The 18,742-nt window shown below is 65.3% G+C and carries 20 protein-coding genes; 4 read left to right on the forward strand and 16 right to left on the reverse strand.

All coding sequences use genetic code 11. The features are described from left to right. Positions 1-131: 131 nt before the first annotated feature. Together FHR70_RS20270 and FHR70_RS20275 are read right to left on the reverse strand one after the other, a co-directional pair. Positions 132-815 (reverse strand): glutathione S-transferase family protein, encoded by a 684-nt coding sequence (locus FHR70_RS20270; protein ID WP_183453609.1) that lies wholly within the window; start codon positions 813-815, stop codon positions 132-134. 21 nt (positions 816-836) lie between these two features. After that, a complete protein-coding gene (locus tag FHR70_RS20275; RefSeq protein WP_183453611.1) occupies positions 837-1,076 on the reverse strand; it encodes a DUF1127 domain-containing protein in 240 nt (79 codons plus the stop codon). A 124-nt stretch (positions 1,077-1,200) separates the two neighbouring features. Between FHR70_RS20275 and FHR70_RS20280 the strand changes: the two genes are divergently transcribed. Further along, positions 1,201-2,172, forward strand: coding sequence for a transcriptional regulator GcvA (locus tag FHR70_RS20280; RefSeq protein WP_183453613.1), 972 nt, complete (start codon positions 1,201-1,203; stop codon positions 2,170-2,172). Positions 2,173-2,231: 59 nt separating this feature from the next. On the opposite strand, the gene FHR70_RS20285 is transcribed toward FHR70_RS20280, so the two are convergent. The 9 genes from FHR70_RS20285 to FHR70_RS20325 all read right to left on the reverse strand — a co-directional run bounded on the left by FHR70_RS20285 (position 2,232) and on the right by FHR70_RS20325 (position 9,752). Continuing rightward, entirely contained in the window at positions 2,232-3,002 is a 771-nt protein-coding gene (locus FHR70_RS20285; protein WP_183453615.1) for a 1-acyl-sn-glycerol-3-phosphate acyltransferase, read from the reverse strand. Next, positions 2,999-3,454: a Fur family transcriptional regulator gene (locus FHR70_RS20290; protein ID WP_281381403.1), complete on the reverse strand. Its 456-nt coding sequence runs from the start codon at positions 3,452-3,454 to the stop codon at positions 2,999-3,001. Before FHR70_RS20290 ends, FHR70_RS20285 begins: the two co-directional genes overlap by 4 nt. A 50-nt stretch (positions 3,455-3,504) precedes the next feature. Further along, on the reverse strand, positions 3,505-3,990 hold the full coding sequence (locus FHR70_RS20295; protein ID WP_183453617.1) for a GNAT family N-acetyltransferase: 486 nt from the start codon (positions 3,988-3,990) through the stop codon (positions 3,505-3,507). An 11-nt stretch (positions 3,991-4,001) separates the two neighbouring features. After that, complete coding sequence (gene tsaB, locus FHR70_RS20300) at positions 4,002-4,685, reverse strand: tRNA (adenosine(37)-N6)-threonylcarbamoyltransferase complex dimerization subunit type 1 TsaB (protein ID WP_183453619.1); 684 nt, start codon at positions 4,683-4,685, stop codon at positions 4,002-4,004. Between the two features lie 189 nt (positions 4,686-4,874). Then, positions 4,875-5,435, reverse strand: a complete 561-nt coding sequence (locus FHR70_RS20305) for a NifU family protein (protein WP_183453621.1) — start codon at positions 5,433-5,435, stop codon at positions 4,875-4,877. A 172-nt stretch (positions 5,436-5,607) separates the two neighbouring features. Beyond that, entirely contained in the window at positions 5,608-6,105 is a 498-nt protein-coding gene (locus tag FHR70_RS20310) for a universal stress protein (protein ID WP_183453623.1), read from the reverse strand. Between the two features lie 90 nt (positions 6,106-6,195). Further along, complete coding sequence (gene trpS / locus FHR70_RS20315; RefSeq protein ID WP_183453625.1) at positions 6,196-7,236, reverse strand: tryptophan--tRNA ligase; 1,041 nt, start codon at positions 7,234-7,236, stop codon at positions 6,196-6,198. Positions 7,237-7,368: 132 nt separating this feature from the next. Continuing rightward, on the reverse strand, positions 7,369-8,925 hold the full coding sequence (gene murJ / locus FHR70_RS20320; protein ID WP_183453627.1) for a murein biosynthesis integral membrane protein MurJ: 1,557 nt from the start codon (positions 8,923-8,925) through the stop codon (positions 7,369-7,371). A 200-nt stretch (positions 8,926-9,125) separates the two neighbouring features. Next, on the reverse strand, positions 9,126-9,752 hold the full coding sequence (locus FHR70_RS20325) for a thioredoxin domain-containing protein (protein ID WP_183453629.1): 627 nt from the start codon (positions 9,750-9,752) through the stop codon (positions 9,126-9,128). Positions 9,753-9,930: 178 nt separating this feature from the next. Between FHR70_RS20325 and FHR70_RS20330 the strand changes: the two genes are divergently transcribed. Beyond that, positions 9,931-10,830, forward strand: a complete 900-nt coding sequence (locus FHR70_RS20330; protein WP_246408354.1) for a protein-L-isoaspartate O-methyltransferase family protein — start codon at positions 9,931-9,933, stop codon at positions 10,828-10,830. 7 nt (positions 10,831-10,837) lie between these two features. Here the strand turns inward: FHR70_RS20330 and FHR70_RS20335 are convergent, their stop codons facing one another. The 4 genes from FHR70_RS20335 to fabA form a co-directional block, all read right to left on the reverse strand. Further along, positions 10,838-13,477: a bifunctional diguanylate cyclase/phosphodiesterase gene (locus FHR70_RS20335; protein WP_183453638.1), complete on the reverse strand. Its 2,640-nt coding sequence runs from the start codon at positions 13,475-13,477 to the stop codon at positions 10,838-10,840. Positions 13,478-13,809: 332 nt separating this feature from the next. After that, positions 13,810-14,640 (reverse strand): enoyl-ACP reductase FabI, encoded by an 831-nt coding sequence (fabI, locus tag FHR70_RS20340; protein ID WP_343058856.1) that lies wholly within the window; start codon positions 14,638-14,640, stop codon positions 13,810-13,812. 158 nt (positions 14,641-14,798) lie between these two features. Continuing rightward, complete coding sequence (gene fabB, locus FHR70_RS20345; protein WP_183453640.1) at positions 14,799-16,022, reverse strand: beta-ketoacyl-ACP synthase I; 1,224 nt, start codon at positions 16,020-16,022, stop codon at positions 14,799-14,801. A gap of 191 nt (positions 16,023-16,213) precedes the next feature. After that, positions 16,214-16,735 carry a 3-hydroxyacyl-[acyl-carrier-protein] dehydratase FabA gene (fabA, locus tag FHR70_RS20350; protein WP_183453642.1) on the reverse strand — a complete coding sequence of 174 codons (522 nt, stop codon included), beginning with the start codon at positions 16,733-16,735 and terminating at the stop codon, positions 16,214-16,216. A gap of 260 nt (positions 16,736-16,995) precedes the next feature. On the opposite strand from fabA, the gene irrA reads away from it, so the two are divergent. Both irrA and FHR70_RS20360 read left to right on the forward strand, forming a co-directional pair. Further along, positions 16,996-17,466: an iron response transcriptional regulator IrrA gene (gene irrA / locus FHR70_RS20355; RefSeq protein ID WP_183453644.1), complete on the forward strand. Its 471-nt coding sequence runs from the start codon at positions 16,996-16,998 to the stop codon at positions 17,464-17,466. A gap of 176 nt (positions 17,467-17,642) precedes the next feature. Continuing rightward, complete coding sequence (locus FHR70_RS20360; RefSeq protein WP_183453646.1) at positions 17,643-18,518, forward strand: EamA family transporter; 876 nt, start codon at positions 17,643-17,645, stop codon at positions 18,516-18,518. A 15-nt stretch (positions 18,519-18,533) separates the two neighbouring features. Here the strand turns inward: FHR70_RS20360 and FHR70_RS20365 are convergent, their stop codons facing one another. Then, positions 18,534-18,680, reverse strand: a complete 147-nt coding sequence (locus tag FHR70_RS20365) for a DUF3096 domain-containing protein (RefSeq protein WP_081929037.1) — start codon at positions 18,678-18,680, stop codon at positions 18,534-18,536. Positions 18,681-18,742: the final 62 nt, after the last annotated feature.

An 18,742-nucleotide genomic window follows, 5' to 3' on the forward strand; every position in this document is an offset into this window, starting at 1 on the left:
GGCTCAAGGATTTTAATGCCCTGTGTCATCCCCGGCGAGCCGCAGGCGAGGGAAGGGGATCCATAGCCCGGCGCTTGATCGTGGCTTCCCTTCCCCTCCGCTGCGCTCCGGCCGGGAATGACACCAAGGCTCTACTCCCGGAAAGCACCCTCGACCGGGGCTGACAATTCCGCGTCCGCTGCGAGGATTTCGGACACGACTTTCGCGAAGGCTGGTCGGCTGCTCAGCCGCTCATACCAGCCGGCTAGGTTCTCATACCCCCTTAACGAAGGCCCAGCGAGGCGCCGCGTCCAGAACACCGTCATGAACACTGCGATATCCGCGGCGGAAAACGCTCCGCAGAGATAATTCCGGCCCTGGAGCTGACGGTCGAGCGTGGTGAAGTGGTCGGCCAGCACAGGCTCGGCCTCGCGGGCCTTCAGCTCCTTGGCCTCCCAGCGCTCAAGATCCTCCGGCTTCGGCTCGGTCCGGTGCATGAGGAAGCGCAAGGGGGCCAGCATCACCTCGTCGGCGAAGAGATCGAAAAGGCGGCAACGGGCGCGCTCCCGGGGATCGGCAGGGTAGAGGGCCGGCTCGGGGTAAGCGTCTTCCAGGTATTCGACGATCACGGTCGAATCGTAGAGAGACAGATCCCCGTCGACGAGGACCGGAACCTGTCCCTTCGGGTTGAGCGCCTGCACGTCCGGGTGCTTGGGCGAGTAGCCCCTGGTCTGGGTGAAGGCGACCTCGATGCGCTCGAAGGCAAGCCCCTTCTCGTAAAGGGCAATCTCGACCTTACGCGAGAAGAGGCTGACGGGACCGGAATAGAGCTTCATCGAAAGCCTTTCGAATTGTGCTTAGCGGCCAAGGGACGGCGGCAGATGATCCTGCCAGGAGGCCTCATTCAAGCCCTCCACGTCGGCCCGCGACAGACCGATATCATGCAGCGCATGGTCGTCGAGTTCGTACAGGATCTTGGAGGTCCTGCGCCGGTCGAGCCAGGCCTCATAGCGCAAAAGCAGATTCATGAGCGTGTTCCCATGATTGCGGTGGGTGGTGTGGAACCCAAGATTTGCTGTGGCATAACCGGTCGCCATGACGGTTCTCCTTCAATGGCGTTTTACTGGAGAGAAATGTGCTCCTGTGATAGGTTATAAGCAAACGAGAAGTTCTTCAGTTTAGCCCAAGCAAATCTTGGGCAAAGCACCTCAAGGGCCTGCCATGTCCCGCCGTCGTTTCCCGCCCCTCAACGCTCTGCGCGCCTTCGAGGCTGCCGCCCGTCATCTCAGTTTCGAAAAGGCCGGTGGCGAGATCGCCGTCACGGCGAGCGCCGTAGGCCAGCAGGTCAAATCCCTCGAAGCCTGGCTCGGGCGGCCGCTTTTCGTGCGCCAGCCGAGCCGGGGCGTGGTGCTGACGCCCTTGGGCGAGCGCTACGCCGCCTCGCTCTCCGACATCCTCGACCGCCTCGACGAGGCAACGGCCCAGGCCCTGCGATCCGACCGGGCCAACGTGATCACGGTGAGTTCCATGCCGAGTTTCGCCTCCGGCTGGCTCATTCCACGGCTCGGGTCATTGAAGGAGCGGCATCCTGACCTGGAGGTGCGGGTCTCGGTCGACACGCGGCTGACCGACTTTGCCCGCGAGGACGTGGATGTGGTGATCCGCTTCGGACAGGGGAACTATCCAGGCCTGCGCACCGATCTGCTGATGGAGGAATTCTTCTTCGCCGTGTGCAGCGCATCGTTGCTGAACAATCCGAAGCGTCCCTTGAGAGAGCCTGCGGATCTGCGCCACCACACCCTGGTGCACGAATCCGTCTACAGCATCCCGGATTACACCACCTGGGACCGCTGGCTGGCCGCCATCGGTGTCGAGGGTGTGGACACCTCCCGCGGCCCGAGTTTCCCTCACACCTATCTCTGCCTGCAGGCGGCCGCCTCCGGCCAGGGCGTGGCGCTGGCGACCAGCGTCCTCATCGGCGACTATCTCCAGGCGGGCCGCCTGGTTCAGCCCTTCCCGCATCAGGTGAAGGGAGCCTACCGCTACTACGTCGTCTGCCCCGAGGCGATGGCGGACCGGCCAGCCATCGCGGCGTTCAGAGCCTGGCTGCTAGACGAGGCAAAGGCGCAGGAAGCGGAGGGTCGTAGTGTCATTCCCGGTCGGAGCGAAAGCAGAGAGGAAGGGAATCCATAGCGTTGCATGTGCGAGTGGATCCCCTTCCCGGTCCTGCGGGCCGCCGGGGATGAACCTGCTCACGCCGCCCTCAGCGCCCGCCGCACCTCGGCCTCGGCGAAGGCGGTCGCCTGCTTGCGGCTGCCGTTGAAGGGCATCGGCTCGCCCCAGGTCACCACCACATCGAGCGGGATGCCCCGGATGAACATTTTCAGATGGGGCGCGAGCTCCATGTCGCCGTACCAGGCGATGAAGGGGCGGTCGCGCCGGGTCACGGGCAGGCCGAGGCGATGGGTGTAGGTGATGGCGAGCGGCTGCAGGAGCACGCGCTCGACGCTGTCATGCATGAGCGCGGTCTGGGCCGCGCCCACCAGGGAGGAGCGGAAGGGCAGGAGCCGGTTGCCGTCGCCCGTGGTGCCTTCGGCGAACAGCACGATCACCTCGCCCTTCACCAGCCGGTGGGCCAACGTGTCGTTGACCTCGGCCGTCGCCTTGCGGCGCTGGCGGTCGATGAAGACGGAGCGCTGGAGCCTTGCCATAGAGCCTACCACGGGCCAGCCCTCGATCTCGGATTTCGCGATGAAGGAGAGCGGATGGAGCGACCCGATCACCGGAATGTCGAGCCACGAGACGTGGTTCGACACCACGATGGTCGCCGCCCGGCCGGGCGGCGTGCCCCGCTCGATCACCCGCACGTTGAAGATTTTAAGAAGCGCCCGGTGAAACCACACGGGCAGCACGTGCAGGGTGGCCGACCAGCCGAGGCGCAGGGCCAGCATCTGCAGGGGCACGAGCACAAGGCTGCACAGACCGAGCAGCGCCAGCCTGAAGGCGACGGCGAGTGTCGTCACGCGTCGTCCTTGTCCAGCGGTACCGCATAGAGTTCGAGCCGGTGGTAGACCACCTTGTAGCCGAGGCGTCTGGCGATCTGGTTCTGGAGCGCTTCGATCTCCTCGGAGCGGAACTCGATCACGTCGCCGGTCTCGAGATTGATCAGGTGGTCGTGGTGCTCACGGGCGGCCTGCTCATAGCGCGAGCGTCCGTCGCGGAAATCGAGCCGCTCCAGAATGCCTTCGGTCTCGAACAACTTCACCGTGCGATAGACCGTGGAAAGCGAGATGCGGTCGTCGACCTGTGCCGCGCGCCGATGCAGTTCCACCACATCCGGGTGGTCCTCGGCCGAATCGAGCACCTGCGCGATGATCTTGCGCTGCCCCGTCATGCGAAGGCCCTTCTCGCGGCAGGCGCGCTCGATGGCGTCCGACCGGCGCGTTCTGGCGGATGTGCTGTTGCGTGTGGCCAAGGCTGAAAGGTCTCCTTGGGCAGCCTTATACGGGACAGAAACGAAGCGGGCTATAGGTCCAGGGCCATGGTCAGCGCCGAAGCCCGCGTGCCATCGGCCTTGTGGTAATAGCCCTCCCGCCGTCCGGTCTCGCGAAACCCGGCGCGGCGGTAGAGGGCGATGGCCGGCCCGTTCCCCTCCTCGACCTCCAGATGCACGCGGGCGACGCCGCGACGGGACAGAGCGTCGAGATGGTGGGTGAGCAGGGCGCGCGCCTGGCCCTTCCCCCGCGCCTCAGGGACGATGGCCACCGTGATGATCTCCGCCTCGTCCAGCACGGTCCGCGACAGGATGAAACCCGACGGCTTGGTGGTGCGGCCGAGGAAAAGCCCGTCCGCCATGACACTGCGCTCTCCGAGCAGGCGCTCGAAATCGAGGGTGCTCCACGGCCGCGGGAAGGCCGAGGCGTGGATCGCCGCGAGTCGTGCGGCGGCCTCGGTGCCGACAGGCTCCACATGGGGCGCAGGCGGATGGAGGAAGCGATCGAGAATGCTCATGGCGAGAATTCTTACTGCCTGGCGATTCGCGCCCCGTCCTGCGGCTTGGCGTCGGGATCGCGCAGATAAAGCGGCTTCGGCAGGGCTTGGGCCGGGTCGGCGAGCGCCCCGAGGCGCGCCACCCAGGCGATGTCGGGGAAGGCCGACACATCGCTGATATGCGCCTCGACTCCCTGAACCCGGGCCTCGGCGGCCAGCATGGGGGCGGCCGATCCGGCCACGATGATCGGCCCCGAGCCGAGAAGCCGCATCGCGTCGCGGTAGGTCATCAGCCCCGGCGGGATGATGGTGCGCCCGCCCGGCGCGATAGCCTGGATGTAGAGGTGGCCGTGCTTGGCGTCGATGGCGGCGGTAAAAAGCCCGCGTCTGTCGCCGGTCATGAGCGGCGCCAGGAACGCCGACAGGGTGGCGACGCCCACAACCGGAATGCCGGCCGCCAGGCCGATGCCGCGGGCCGCGCTGATGCCGACCCTCAGGCCCGTATAACTGCCGGGACCGACCGTCACGGCGACCCGGTCGAGACTCTCGAAACCGCCGTCCACCTGGGCGGAGAGGCGGTCGAGGAGCGGCATCAAGGCCTCCGCATGGCCGCGCTCCATGGGGATGGTGTCGGCCGCCAGGGGCACGGTCTCGCCGGCCTGGACGATGCAGGCCGAGCAGGCGCCGAGGGCGGTATCGATGGCAAGGACGCGCAACGTCAGTCTCCGTCAGGTCGTGCCGTTTCTTTAGAGCATGACCGGGAGGAGTGGGAACCCGGTTTGTGGCTTCCCTGTAATTTTGAGCCTATGCAGATCCAAGGAAGAACCCAAAGCTCTGATCAAACGAAAAGCGCGGCTGCAGGAGCCGCGCTTCGGTCGCAAAAACAGGTTGGAATCGACCGATCCTTAGACGGCCTGCACCTCGCGCACGTCCGGCAGGAAGTGGCGCAGCAGGTTCTGGATGCCGTGGCGTAGGGTGGCGGTGGAGGATGGGCAGCCCGAGCAGGCGCCCTTCATCACGAGATAGACCGTGCCGTCCTTGAAGCCCCGGAAGGTGATGTCGCCGCCGTCGCCGGCCACGGCCGGGCGGATGCGGGTCTCGAGCAGTTCCTTGATGGTCTCGACGGTGGCGGCGTCCGCATCGTCGAAGAACTCCTCGCCGTCCTCCTGCGTGGCGCCATAGCCGTTGGCGAAGAGCGGCGCGCCGGTCATGAAATGCTCCATGATCGCCCCGAGGATCGCAGGCTTCAGGTGCTGCCACTCGCCATCCGCCTTGGTGACGGTGACGAAGTCGTAGCCGAAGAACACGCCGGTGACGCCCGGCACGGCAAAGAGGCGCTGGGCCAGCGGCGAGACTTCGCCCTGCTCGGGGGTCTTCGCCTCGAACGTGCCTTCGGGCATGACCACGCGGCCGGGCAGGAACTTCAGGGTAGCCGGATTGGGAGTCGCTTCAGTCTGGATGAACATGGCTTTTGGGTCCTCTGCGCCGGTTCAAGGCCGGCCGAGCGGGGGATTTAGAATTATTCTAACAGATTCCTGTCCCAATGTGGATCGAATCGGGTCGAATTCCAAGAGGAGAAGCAATCCGGGACCGCCATGCGGGGCTGCGGGAGCGGCATCCGGGCTGAGAAGTCGCTGATTACCCCGCCAGCGCGTCGATCTGCTCGTCCGACAGGCTCCCGGGCACGATCACGATGGGGACCGGGAAGGAGGCGGCGGCGCGTCCGCCAAGGGTGGAGACGAGAGGGCCCGGCCCTTCCTTGGCACTGCCGGCGGCGAGCACCAGGAAGGAGATGTCCTCGTCCTCCTGGATCAGCTTCATGATCTCGTCCGCCCGGGTGCCGACGCGGATCACCTGCTCGGGCTCGACACCGGCCGCATTGCGGGCTTCGCGGGCAGCAGCATCGAGGAGCTTCTGGGCTTCCTCGCTCGCCTCCTCGATCATGGCCTCGCCCACGCCGATCCACTCGAAATTGTCGGGTGGATCGACGACCGCCAGCATCACCATGCTGGCGCCTGTGCGAACCACGCGGCGGGAGGCGAAGTGCACCGCGCGGGCGCATTCCGGGGTCTTGTCGACCACCACCATGAATTTCGGCCTGTGGCCCGATTCGTAGGATCGGCGCTTGTCGCTCACGGCACGCTCTCCTGATGAACCCGGATGCTGCCCTGCCTTTGGGGCAAGGGCAAGCGGGTCTCACGCCGCTCTTTTAAGCAGCCCATGTGGTCAGCGGGCGCGCACGAAGCCCACGATGTCCTTCACCGCATCCATGGTTACGGAGGCGAGCGCCCGCGCCCGCGCGGAGCCGTCCGCCAGCACCGCGTCGATATGGCCGGGATCGGCCATGAGGCGGCGCATCTCGTCGGCGACCGGCGAGAGCTTCGTCACCGCCACGTCCACCAGCGAAGCCTTGAAGCCCGAGAACTGCGCGCCGCCATGCTGGCGCAGCACCTCCTCCGGCGTGGTGTCCATGAGCGCCGCATAGATCGCCACGAGGTTCTCGGCCTCGGGCCGCGCCTTCAGACCCTCGACCTCGGAGGGCAGAGGCTCGGGATCGGTCTTCGCCTTGCGCACCTTCTGGGCGATGGTGTCGGCGTCGTCCGTGAGGTTGATGCGCGAATAATCGGAGGGGTCCGATTTCGACATCTTCTTCGAACCGTCGCGCAGGGACATCACCCGGGTGGCCGGGCCCTGGATCATGGGCTCCGTCAACGGGAAGAACGCCTCGCCGAAGCCGTGCGCCGCGATCGACTCGGCCCAGTCGTTGTTGAACTTCTGGGCGATGTCGCGGGTGAGCTCCAGGTGCTGCTTCTGGTCCTCGCCCACCGGAACGTGGGTGGCGCGGTAGACCAGGATGTCGGCCGCCATCAGGCTCGGGTAGGCGTAGAGGCCCACCGACGCGTTCTCCCGGTCCTTGCCGGCCTTGTCCTTGAACTGGGTCATGCGGTTGAGCCAGCCGAGACGGGCGACGCAGTTGAACACCCAGGCGAGCTCCGCATGCTGGGGCACCTGGGACTGGTTGAAGACGATGTGGCGCTTGGGGTCGATGCCGGCGGCGAGGAAGGCGGCGGTCACCTCCCGGATCTGCCGGGTGAGGTCGGCTGGGTTCTGCGGCACGGTGATCGCGTGCATGTCCACGACGCAGTAGATGCAGTCGTAGTTCTCCTGCATGGCCACGAAGCGCTTGATGGCCCCGAGATAATTCCCGAGATGAAGGTTTCCCGTGGGCTGAACGCCCGAGAATACCAGCTCTTTGAACTGCGCCATCGCCTTGAACTCCCGCGGGACATGCATGCGAGCCGAAGGATCCTCGCGCTGCCCCAAACCAATTTTCAATGCATCGTCTCGACGGAAGGCGAAAGACCCGCCTTTCCGGAACATGCTTCTCTGCGGCGCGGGTTATGACAGGCCCGCGTCGGGACGCAAGGGTTGTGACGATTTTTTCGTGAGAGAGACCCAATCGTCGCGGGTCAGGGCGCCAGTCGCGAAGGCGGCAAGCGCATAAAGCACCAGGCCGCCGAGGCAGAAAGCCGCCAGCACGAGAGGCTCGGCCTCGGGAAGCATATTTTGAGCGCCCAGGAGCCCAAGGCTCATGAGGAGGGCAGCAAGTGCGGTTCGCACGAGACGGCTGAGGGTGTCCAGGCCGGGAGACCAGAGGCCGAATCGGAGCAGACCCAGGATCACCGCGCCCGCATGCCCGAGGCAGCCGAGGCTGACCCCCAGGGCAATCCCGGTCTGGCCGAGCGACCAGGCGAGGAGGAGGGAGGCGGTCACGGTCACGACGAGGCCGAGGGCCGCCGCCGCGAGTGCCGCTCTCAAGGAGCCCAGGGCGAAGAGGGTCTGGCTCAGGACCTTCCCCACCGTTGCGAAGGGAAGCCCCAGGCTGAGGGCCATGAGCACCAGGGCGGTGCCCTCGGCATCGGCCGCCTCAAAGGCGCCGCGCTCGAAGAGAACCGTGCTGATGGGACGCGCGAGGAGGAACAGGGCGGCGCTGGCCGGCAGGGCGAGCAGCAGCGCCACCTCAAGTGCCCGGTTCTGGGCCGTGACGAGAGCGAGCGTGTCGCCCGCCTGGTGGCGCCGGGCCAACTCCGGCAGGAGCAGGCCTGCGCTCAGGCCCGCCATCAGGCCGAGCGGAAGCTGCATCACCCGCTCGGCATAGTAGAGCCAGGAGACGCCGGAGGGCCAGAACGAGGCGATCTGGGTGGCGGCGAGAAAGAAGATCTGCACCGCGCCGCTGGCTACCAGGACGGGCAGCCCTGCCAGGAGCAGGCTCTTCAGAAGCGGCGACCAGCGCGGTCGGCGAAAGCGCACGAGTCGGGGTCCGCCTTTCAGGAGTGCCACGGCCACGATGGCGAGCTGGATCAGGCCGGCGAGGGATGAGGCGGCGGCAAGCCAGGCGGCTTTTCGGGCGAGCGGAAGATCGAAGCCGCTCTCGAGCGCGATGAGCGCCAGGATCAGCCCGCCATTGACCGCCAGCGGCGCAAGCGCCGTCGCGGTAAAGCGCCCGCGCCAGTTGAGAACGGCCGCCGCGATGGAGGCAAGCGTCACGCAGATCACGATCGGAAAGGACAGGCGGGTATAAAGCGCGACCAGCGCCAGCGTCTCGCCATCGTCGTGAAGGCCCGGCGCGAGGAAGAAGGCGATAAGGCCCGCTCCGATTTCCACGAGACCCGTGAGCACCAGCAGCACAAGGGCGAAGGCGCCGAGCGTATCGCCTGCAGCTTCCGCTGCCTCGTCCGCTCCCAGACGGCTCAAGGTCGGCACGAGCGCCGGATTAAGCCCGCCCTCGCCGAGGATGCGACGCACGAGGTTCGGCAGACGGAAGGCCGCCAGAAACGCATCCGCCACCGGGCCGGCACCCAGGGCCTGCGCGAACAGCACGTCGCGCGCGAAGCCGAGGATGCGCGACGCAATGGAGCCGAGGCCGACCAGAAGGGAGGAGCGGATGAGCGACATGAACCTCGGACTTAGCCAGTTCGCGTCGCATCGTGCAACTCTCCCACTGGTTCCAGGGTAGGAAGTGCTGCCTGGTGTCATCCCCGGCGCACGAAGTGCGGGAAGGGGATCCACCGGCACGCTCAGCCCTATGGATTCCCTTCCCCTCCGCTATGCTCCGGCCGGGAATGACACCGAGGATGAATTTGCGAAGTGGTTGATCAGCCCCTCGCCTGTGCAATGGCCTCGCGCTTCTGGGCCAGCGTCATGCCGCCCGCATAGGATTGCGTGGCGACCAGGAAGGACGGGGTTGCGACGAAGCCCAGGGACTCGCCGAGCTTGAGCGTGTCCTTCATCCACTGCGCCGTGCGATCCGTGTTGGCGGCTTCCTCCAGGCGCTTCCGGTCGCCGCCGAGGCGCTCGGCTTCCGCGAGCACCCGCCCGCCATCCACCGCGCCGCGCAGGCGGAACAGGGCGAGGTGCAGGTCGAGATAGGGCTCGGGGCCGTGGAGCTGGAGATAGGCGAGTGCCGCCTTGTGGGCCGTGACGGACGGGATGCCGAGTACGGCGAAATTCACCAGCACGTAGGAGAGGTCGGGCTCCGCCTTCAGGAGCGCCGGCAGGTCCCCGGCCGAGCGTTTGCACCAGGGGCAGTTGTAATCGAAATACTCGATCATGATCACGTCGCCATGCTTGTGACCAAGCCGCACGGCGGACGGCAGGTTCAGCGTGTCCTCGACCAGCTCGATGGGGACGAGCTGCGGCTCCGGCCCGGATTGCGCGAAGGCGGGAAGGCCGGTGCCGGATGCGGCGAGACCGGCCAGAAGGGTGCGGCGGGACAGGATCATGACAAAGCGAACTCAGCGGGATGGAGTCTCCTCGTGCCGTTCGATCATGGCGATGGCAAGGCCAAGGTTTGCCCACTCGCACACTCGTGAAAGATCGCGTCCGAGCACGAAGCCTGGCTATTGAGTTGCATCGGGCATCGATCCTGCCGACAATCCGTGCACCATGTGAGGAAGCCCGATGAGTCCCGTGTTCAGCCACAACGCGTTGGCCTTGATTCGGCTCGCCTATGCGAAGCAGATCCTGGCGGCTGCCGGAATCGGGGACGATCACAGGCTTGAAGAGGCATTCGCAGCGGTTGCGCGCGAGCGTTTCCTCGGTGCGCCGCCGTGGGTGATGTCGCGCGGTGCAAGGGGTTACGAGACCGTGGCCTCGCACGACCCGGTTGTGCTCTATCAGGATGCGCTCTTCGCGCTCGCGTCCGACAAGGGTGTCAACAACGGCAGCCCATCCCTCCATGCCCGCTGCCTCCACGTCTTATCGCTGCGTGCGGGTGAGCGCGTGGCCCATATCGGCGCGGGAACGGGCTATTACACGGCGATGCTCGCGCATCTCGTTGGAGCACAGGGGCATGTGCTCGCGGTCGAGTTCGACTCCGTTCTCGCCGAGCGCGCGCGGACGAATCTGGCTGACCTGCCCAACGTCACCGTCGTGCAGGGGGACGGGGCCGAATGGCCGCGCGAGGATGTGGATGCGGTCTATGTGAATTTCGCCGTGGAGCGACCGGCCGAGACCTGGATCGAGCATCTGCGACTGAACGGACGTCTCATCTTTCCCCTCGGCGTTCCGCGGCCGAAGAAGAGCCCCTGGGGAGGCACGCACTCGCTTCACGGCGCGGGGTTGTGCGTGACGCGCAAGAGCGCCGGCCTTGCCGTGCAATGGCTCGGCCACGTGTCCTTCGTCTGCGCGGAAGGGTGTCTGTCGCAGCCGGGGGAAGACAGGCAGGCGCTGCAGGCCGCCTTCGAGAGCGGCGGCATGGAGTTCGTACGCAGCCTGATCTGGCGGCAGAGCGCTCCGCCGGGACGGTCCTGCTTCACCGGTTCCGGCTGGGCCCTGTCCTATGACGAGGTGCCGGAATGATTCGGGGTCACGCCCCCTGCCATGAAATGATGAAGGAGGGCACGTCGCTCGCCGGCATCGGGCGTCCGAAATGGTAGCCCTGGACCAGGTCGCAGCTCATGCGCTGCAGGAGAGAGGATTGGAACGCCGTCTCGACGCCTTCCGCCACCACCTCGATGTCGAGATTGTGTCCGAGGCTCAGCACGGCCTTCACGATGGCCGCGTCCCCCGCGTCCGATTCCAGGCCCTGCACGAAGCTGCGATCGATCTTGAGCGTGTTCACCGGAAAGCGCTTGAGATGGGACAGGGAGGCATAGCCCGTGCCGAAATCGTCCAGCGCAATGGTGACGCCCTCGGCGCTCAACGTGCGCAGGGCCCGCTCGACCAGCTGGGTGCTGGACCCGAGGAATACGCTCTCGGTGACTTCCACCTCAAGGTAGCGCGCCGGCACGCCTGTTCGCCTCAGCTCCTCGAGCACCCGTTCGGCATAATCGTCGCGCCGGAACTCGGCCGCCGACGCATTGATGGCGATGCGCCCGATGCTCAGCCCGGCATCGAGCCAGCCGCGCATGTCGGACAATACGCAGGAGCGCATGCGTTCGCCGATGGCGGTGCCGAGTTCGGTGTCGTTGAAAGCCGGGGCGATCTTTTCGGGCGATTGGATGCCGCCGCGCGGGTGCTGCCAGCGCAACAGGGCCTCGAAGCCGCCAAGAGCGCCGGAGGCCAGCACCACCTTGGGCTGGTAGAACGGCATGATCCAACCGGATTCGATCGCTTTCGCTGCCACCTCCAGGGCCGAGGCCGTCCGCTGCGCCTCCTGGCGCAGGGCCGGAATAAACATCTTGAACGCGCCGCGCCCGGAGCTCTTGCTGTGATAGAGCGCCAGATCCGCCTGCTTCTGGAGATCTTCGGGGCTGGTTCCGGCCCCGCATGCGACGGCACCGCCGATGCTGGTGCGGCAATCGAGTGCCTTCCCGCTCCGCTTCAGCGGCTCCTGCATCCGTGACAGGATCGTCCGGGCGATCTCGGCAACCTCCTCCTCGCCGGCGACGTCGGACAGGATCACGGCAAACTCGTCGCCACCCAGGCGGGCCACCACATCGGTGCTCGCCACCCCATCGCGCAAACGCTGGGCGAATTCCTTCAGGAGATCGTCGCCGGCATCGTGGCCGAACCGGTCGTTGATCTGCTTGAGATGGTCGAGATCCATGACCAGGAGGCCGACGGCCCGTGAATCGTCAGAAACCCCGTCCAGGGCGTGCTTGAGGCGCTCGCGAAAGAACCGCCGGTTGGCGAGGCCGGTGAGGTCGTCGTGGTATGCGGCCCGGTGCAGCTGCTCCTCGGCGACCTTGCGGTCGTGGATGTCCTCGACCGTTCCGTACCAGCGGATCACCGTGCCGTCCTCGGCAAAACGCGGGATCGCCCGGCTCCGGAACCAGCGGTAGCTTCCATCCGCAAGGCACCCGCGACATTCCACGTCCAGTGCACCACGGGTGCGGACAGCCTCGAACCAGTTCTCCCGAACGAAGGGGAGATCCTCGGGATGCACGGCCGTGGCCCAGCCAGATCCTTCCGTTTTGTCGGTCGTGCCCCCCATGAGCTGGCTCCAGCGGGAGGAGGTGGAGATGACGTTGCCCTTTGCATCCGCCGTCCAGGGAATCTGCGGGTTCAGCTCGACCGAATAGCGGTAATGCTCCTCGCTTTCGCGCAAGGCGGCCTCGCTGCGCTGCCGCTCGATGGCCAGGGCCGCCAGATGCGACACTCCATCGATGCTCGCCATCTCGCTTTGGGTCGGGGACCGCGGCTCGGCATAGTAGAAGCCGAAGGTGCCGAGCACATCGCCGGAGCGTGTGAGAATCGGCTTCGACCAGCAGGCCTGCAGGCCGTGCTGCAGGGCGAGATCGCGCCAGGGCGCCCAGAGCGGATCGCTCGCGATATCCGAGACGATCACGGTGCTGCGGCGGTAGGCGGCGGTGCCGCATGATCCGACAGCCGGCCCGATGGGCAGGTTATCGATGGCCGCGTTGTAGGCTGCCGGAAGGTTGGGTGCTGCTCCGTTCCGGAGCAGCTGGCGCAACGGATCGAAAAGAAGGACCGAGCAGCGCGCCCCGTTGATCTGGTCTTCGGCCAGCCGGCAGAGAGCCGTCAGCACTTCGCCGAGCGGGCGTCCGGCAGCGATCATCTCCAGAACCCGCGTATGGCCCTGGTGGGTCAGCTCGGCAAGCTTGCGGTCATGGATGTCCTGGGTGGTGCCATACCAAAGCATGACCGCGCCGTCCGCATTTCGGCGTGCTCCGGCGCTGGAGCGGAACCACCGGTAGCTGCCGTCGGCTGTTCTGATCCGATATTCGCATTCGTAGGAGGCGCCTGATGCGAGGGTGTCGCGGCGGGCCTGCTTGAGGCGTTCGGCATCATCCGGATGCACGAATTTCATCCAACCGAATCCCAGCAGGTCTTCGAGAGGGTGGCCGACCATGTCCGCCCAGCCCGGCCCGATATAGAGGATATTGCCTTCTGTATCCGAAACCCACGGAGTCTGGTGGCTCAGCTCGATTGCGTAACGGTATAAATTCTCTGTTTCGGAAAAGCTACCCTCAGGCGCTTCAAATACTTTCTCGCGGTGACTTCTACCTCCTGGGAAAGGAGTTATGAATTGGCTGCGCTGCATATAACGGACTTAAAAATACTGCCGAAGGAAGACCAAAATCTTGGCTGACATCAATTCTCCTGTCCATCCATACGAAGATCCATAAGGTCAGAAAGGTAAACCGGATCAGTCATGGCTCCTTCCGGTTGAAGCTTCACAAGCATAGCTTGAGCAGAAAAATATTCGTGCTGCAGAGACGGGTGCATCCTTGAGCGGCTACGCGAAGGAACCGTTAACGATATTCGCCAATCACCCCGAAGATCTTCTCCGCCTCATGCAAAAGACCGGCCAGCTTGCGCTGACCGGTCTCGAATTATTCGGAATGAGTGATGTTCGAATGCAGGAATCCGGAGTTACTCTTCCTCGCCCGTCACGCCGGCCGCATCCTGGGCCTTGAGCACCTCGGGGCGCGGCATGGAGATGATGTTGTAGCCAGCATCCACGTAGTGGATTTCGCCCGTCACGCCGCTGGAAAGGTCGGAGAGCAGGTAGAGGGCCGAGCCGCCCACATCCTCGATGGTGATGTTCTGGCGCAGGGGCGAATGGGCCTTCTGGTAGGTGAACATCAGGCGCGCATCGGCGATGCCCGCGCCCGCCAGGGTCCGCACGGGGCCGGCCGAGATGGCGTTGCAGCGGATGCCCGTCGGGCCGAGGTCGTTGGCGATGTAGCGCACGGAAGCCTCGAGCGCCGCCTTCGCCACGCCCATGACGTTGTAGTTCGGCATGACCCGGGTGGAGCCGCCATAGGTCAGAGTCAGGAGCGACCCGCCCTTGCGCATGCGCTTGGCGGCGCGCTGGGCGATCTCCGTGAAGGAGAAGCAGGAGATCACCATGGTGCGGGAAAAGTTCTCGCGGGTGGTGACGTCGACGTAGGAGCCCTTGAGCTGCGACTTGTCGGAGAAGCCAATGGCGTGGACCACGAAGTCGAGCCCGTCCCAGGCCTTGTCGAGGGTGTCGAACACCTGGTCCACGGAGGCGAGATCCTCCACGTCACAGGGAACGACCAGGTTGGAGCCGAGCGACTGCGCCAGTGGGGTCACGCGCTTGCCGAGCGCCTCGCCCTGATAGGTAAAGGCGAGTTCCGCGCCATGCTGCGCCAGGGCCTTGGCGATGCCCCAGGCGATGGAATGGTCGTTCGCGACGCCCATGATGAGGCCGCGCTTTCCTTGCATCAGACCGCTCACGTGGGTCCCCCTCTGCATCGGCTCCAGAGTGCGACGCCAATTGTTATGAAAGTGTGCATCGCGAGCCGGAATTGTGGTGTGATTGAGCGTATCCATGCGAGGTCCCCTTGAAATCACCGGGGCTTCGCATGGTGCCGTCTCAAGTTTGTGACAATGTCTTACCCGTTGTAGCGGCTGAAGACGAGTGTGGCATTGGTGCCGCCAAAGCCGAAGGAGTTCGACAGGACGGTGTCGATCCGGGCGTCGTCGACCCGCTTGCGCACGATGTTCATGTCGGCGAATTCCGGATCGATCTCGTCGATATGGGCGCTCTCACAGATGAAGCCGTTGTTCATCATGAGCAGCGAGTAGATCGCCTCCTGCACGCCGGTGGCGCCCAGCGAGTGGCCGGTGAGCGATTTCGTCGCGGAAATCGGCGGGCACTTGTCGCCCGAGCCGAAAACCGTGCGGATCGCCTCGATCTCCTTCTGGTCGCCCACGGGGGTCGAGGTGGCGTGCGGGTTGATGTAGTCGACTGGGTTATGGACGTCTTTGAGCGCCATGCGCATGCAGCGGATCGCGCCCTCGCCGGACGGCGCCACCATGTCGTAGCCGTCGGAAGTCATGCCGTAGCCGACGATCTCGCCATAGATGCGGGCGCCGCGCGCCTTGGCGTGCTCCAACTCCTCCAGCACCAGAACCCCCGCGCCGCCCGCGATGACGAAGCCGTCGCGGTTGACGTCATAGGCGCGAGAGGCGCGTGACGGGGTGTCATTGTACTTGGTGGACATGGCCCCCATGGCGTCGAAGAGGTTGGACATGGTCCAGTCCAGATCTTCGCAGCCGCCGGCGAACATCACGTCCTGCTTGCCGTACTGGATCATCTCGTAGGCATTGCCCACGCAGTGGTTCGAGGTCGCGCAGGCGGACGAGATTGAATAGTTCACGCCCTTGATCTTGAACCAGGTGGCGAGCGTCGCGGAAGCCGTGGACGACATGGCCTTGGGCACCGCGAACGGACCAATTCGCTTGGGGCCCTTCTCGCGGGTGATGTCGGCCGCTTCCACGATGATGCGGGTGGAGGGGCCGCCCGAGCCCATGATGATGCCGGTGCGCTCGTTGGAGATGTCGCTCTCCTCGAGGCCGGCATCGCGGATCGCCTGGTCCATGGCCACATGGTTCCAGGCCGTGCCCCGGGCGTGGAAGCGCATGGCGCGCCGGTCGACGATCTCCTCCGGGTTCAGGCTCGGGGCGCCCTGCACCTGGCAGCGGAAGCCGTATTTGGCGAAGTCCTCGGCCTTGCTGATGCCGGATCTCGCTTCGCGCAGAGAGGCCAGCACCTCCTGGGTGTTGTTGCCGATGGACGAAACGATGCCCATTCCGGTGACGACGACGCGCCTCATAGCCTACCCTCTATCTAAGGACCTTCACGGCCTGCCTTAACGATTCAACACGTAAGGCCGACGATGCGCATTCTCAACAGTGAGCCATGCGAATGGGATGAAGCGTGATCCCAAGAACGAAGGCCCTGCCGTGGAACGACAGGGCCGGTTCTTTAAAAAAGATCGCGCTTTGTCAACAGTTTGGATCAGAACTACCCGCCCGCCGGGGCTTCGGCCTGGAACAGCCCGACGCGCATGTCCTTGGCCTCATAGATCCGGCGACCATCGGCTTCGAGCCAGCCGTCGGCGATGCCGAGCACGAGCTTAGAGCGGAAGACGCGCTTGAGATCGACGCCGTAGACCACCTTCTTGACGGTGGGCAGCACCTGATCGGAGAACTTCACCTCGCCGACGCCGAGCGCCCGGCCGCGGCCCGGAGAGCCGCCCCAGCCGAGGAAGAAGCCGGTCATCTGCCACAGGGCATCGAGGCCAAGGCAGCCCGGCATCACCGGATCGCCCTTGAAATGGCAGGGGAAGAACCAGAGGTCCGGCCGCACATCGAGTTCCGCCACCACATGGCCCTTGCCATAGGCGCCGCCGTCCTCACCGATGGAGGTGATGCGGTCGAACATCAGCATGGGCGGGAGCGGCAACTGCGCATTGCCGGAGCCGAACAACTCTCCGCGCCCGCAGGCAAGGAGCTCTTCATACGTAAAGCTGGACTGGCGGGCCATGCCGGATGCCGATCCTTTCATGATGTCGCACGAGCGGCCGCGGGATACCCCAGGGCCATGGATGCGGCTCTGGTAGCACAGGCTTGGCCATCCATCAAAGCACCTGCGCGAGGATTCTTTGCAGCCTCAAACCTGATCCCAACAACCTTGCCAAGAACCCTGCTTCCCATGAGCCATGTGGGGGCAGCCTTGCGGCAACCCTCTCGCTTTCCTATGATGGTGATGTTAGAAGCGCGCATTCGTCCATTCAGTTCCGTGACATGACCGATCCTTTGTCCGCCTACATCGCATCCACCACCGCTCCGGCTCACCGGAAGGGTTGCCCCGTGTCCGAATTGCGGGACAAGCTGCGTCGCGTGGGTCTGCGTCCGACCCGTCAGCGCGTGTCCCTGGGCTGGCTTCTGTTCGGCAAGGGCGACCGGCACATCACGGCCGAGATGCTCTTCGACGAGGCGTCCCGCGCCCGCGTTCCGGTGTCGCTCGCGACCGTCTACAACACCCTGCACCAGTTCACGGAAGCCGGCCTCCTGCGCCAGCTCGCGGTGGACGGCGCCAAGGCCTATTTCGACACCAACCCCACCGAGCACCACCATTTCTTCCTGGAGGAAGAGGGCGAGCTCGTGGACATGCCCTCCTCGGGGCTCAGCGTCGCCGACCTGCCCCAGCCGCCCGAGGGCATGGAGGTGGCGGGCGTCGAGGTGATCGTCCGCCTGCGCCGCAAGGGCGCCTGAGAACCTGCATCCTTTTCGGGAGAGCGGCGTCCCCGTTTAGCCCATCGCGCGCGGAAAAGTGGCCCCGGTTTTCGCTAGCCCGGCCCGCTGGGTCCGCCTCAACGAGGCGCAGCTTAAGGGATTGAGCATCGGATCAATCCCAAAAGTGCCTTCCACTTTTGGGCCCGATACTCCAGATGCCGCTCAGCCATAGCCTCATTGCCCTCTTCGTCACGCTCCTCTGGGGCCTGAGCTTCGTGGTCATCAAGCTTGGGGTCGGCACCACGCCGCCCCTGCTGCTGGCAGCCCTTCGCTTCCTTTTCGCCGCCGTCCCGGCGGTTTTTTTCGTTCCACGTCCGAAGACCCGCTGGACGAACGTGGTGGCTTACGGGTTCTTCCTCGGCGTCGCCCAGTTCGGGCTGCTTTTTGCCGCCATCGCGTTCGGCATGCCGGCGAGCCTCGCCTCCGTGGTCATGCAGGCGCAGGTCTTCTTCACGATCCTCTTCGCCGCCATCCTGATGAACGAGCGGCCCGGGCCCCATCAGGTCGTCGGCGGCGTTGTTGCCGGCCTGGGTCTCGTCCTCATCGCCTGGCCCCGCATGACCGGCGGGGGCGCCGGGCCGTTTCTCATGACGGTGATCGCCGCCGGTTGCTGGGGCGTGGCCAATATCGTGTCCAAGCGGGCCGGGAGGGTCGACATGCTGGGCTATATCGTCTGGTCGAGCCTGGTCGCGCCGCTGCCGCTGCTGGGGCTGTCCCTGTGGCTCGACGGTCCGGATCAGGTGATGGCGGCGTTCACCCGGATGGATGGCGGGACGCTGGCGGCGGTGGCCTATCTCGCCTATCCGACCACGATCTTCGCCTTCGGGATCTGGGCCTATCTGCTCTCCCGCCACCCGGCCGCCACGGTGACACCCTTCGCGCTCTTCGTGCCCGTAGCCGGCATCCTGGGCTCGGTTCTGATCCTGGGCGAGGCCGTGCACCCGATCGAGGCCGTCGGCGGAGCGGTGATCGTGCTGGGGCTCGCCTTCAACGTCTTCGGCCTGCGCCTCGTGGGGCGCAGGGCGGTTTAGGACGAGCCGTAGCCCTCAGCGGATGAAGCCGAAGCCCACGAGCCCGTAGACGATCAGGAAGATCGCCACGAAGACGTTGAGGAAACGGGGCGCGACCAGGGAGGCGATGCCCAGCACGATGGCAAGGATCGGGAGCAGCTTGAAGCTCAGGTTCAGACTCATGGAAGAAGGCTTTCGCGCATAGGGTTACGATGTTGCCTTCTAGCCCTGCAATTCTTGAAAAA

It is taken from the genome of Microvirga lupini (assembly GCF_014191055.1).
Lineage (GTDB): Bacteria > Pseudomonadota > Alphaproteobacteria > Rhizobiales > Beijerinckiaceae > Microvirga > Microvirga lupini_A.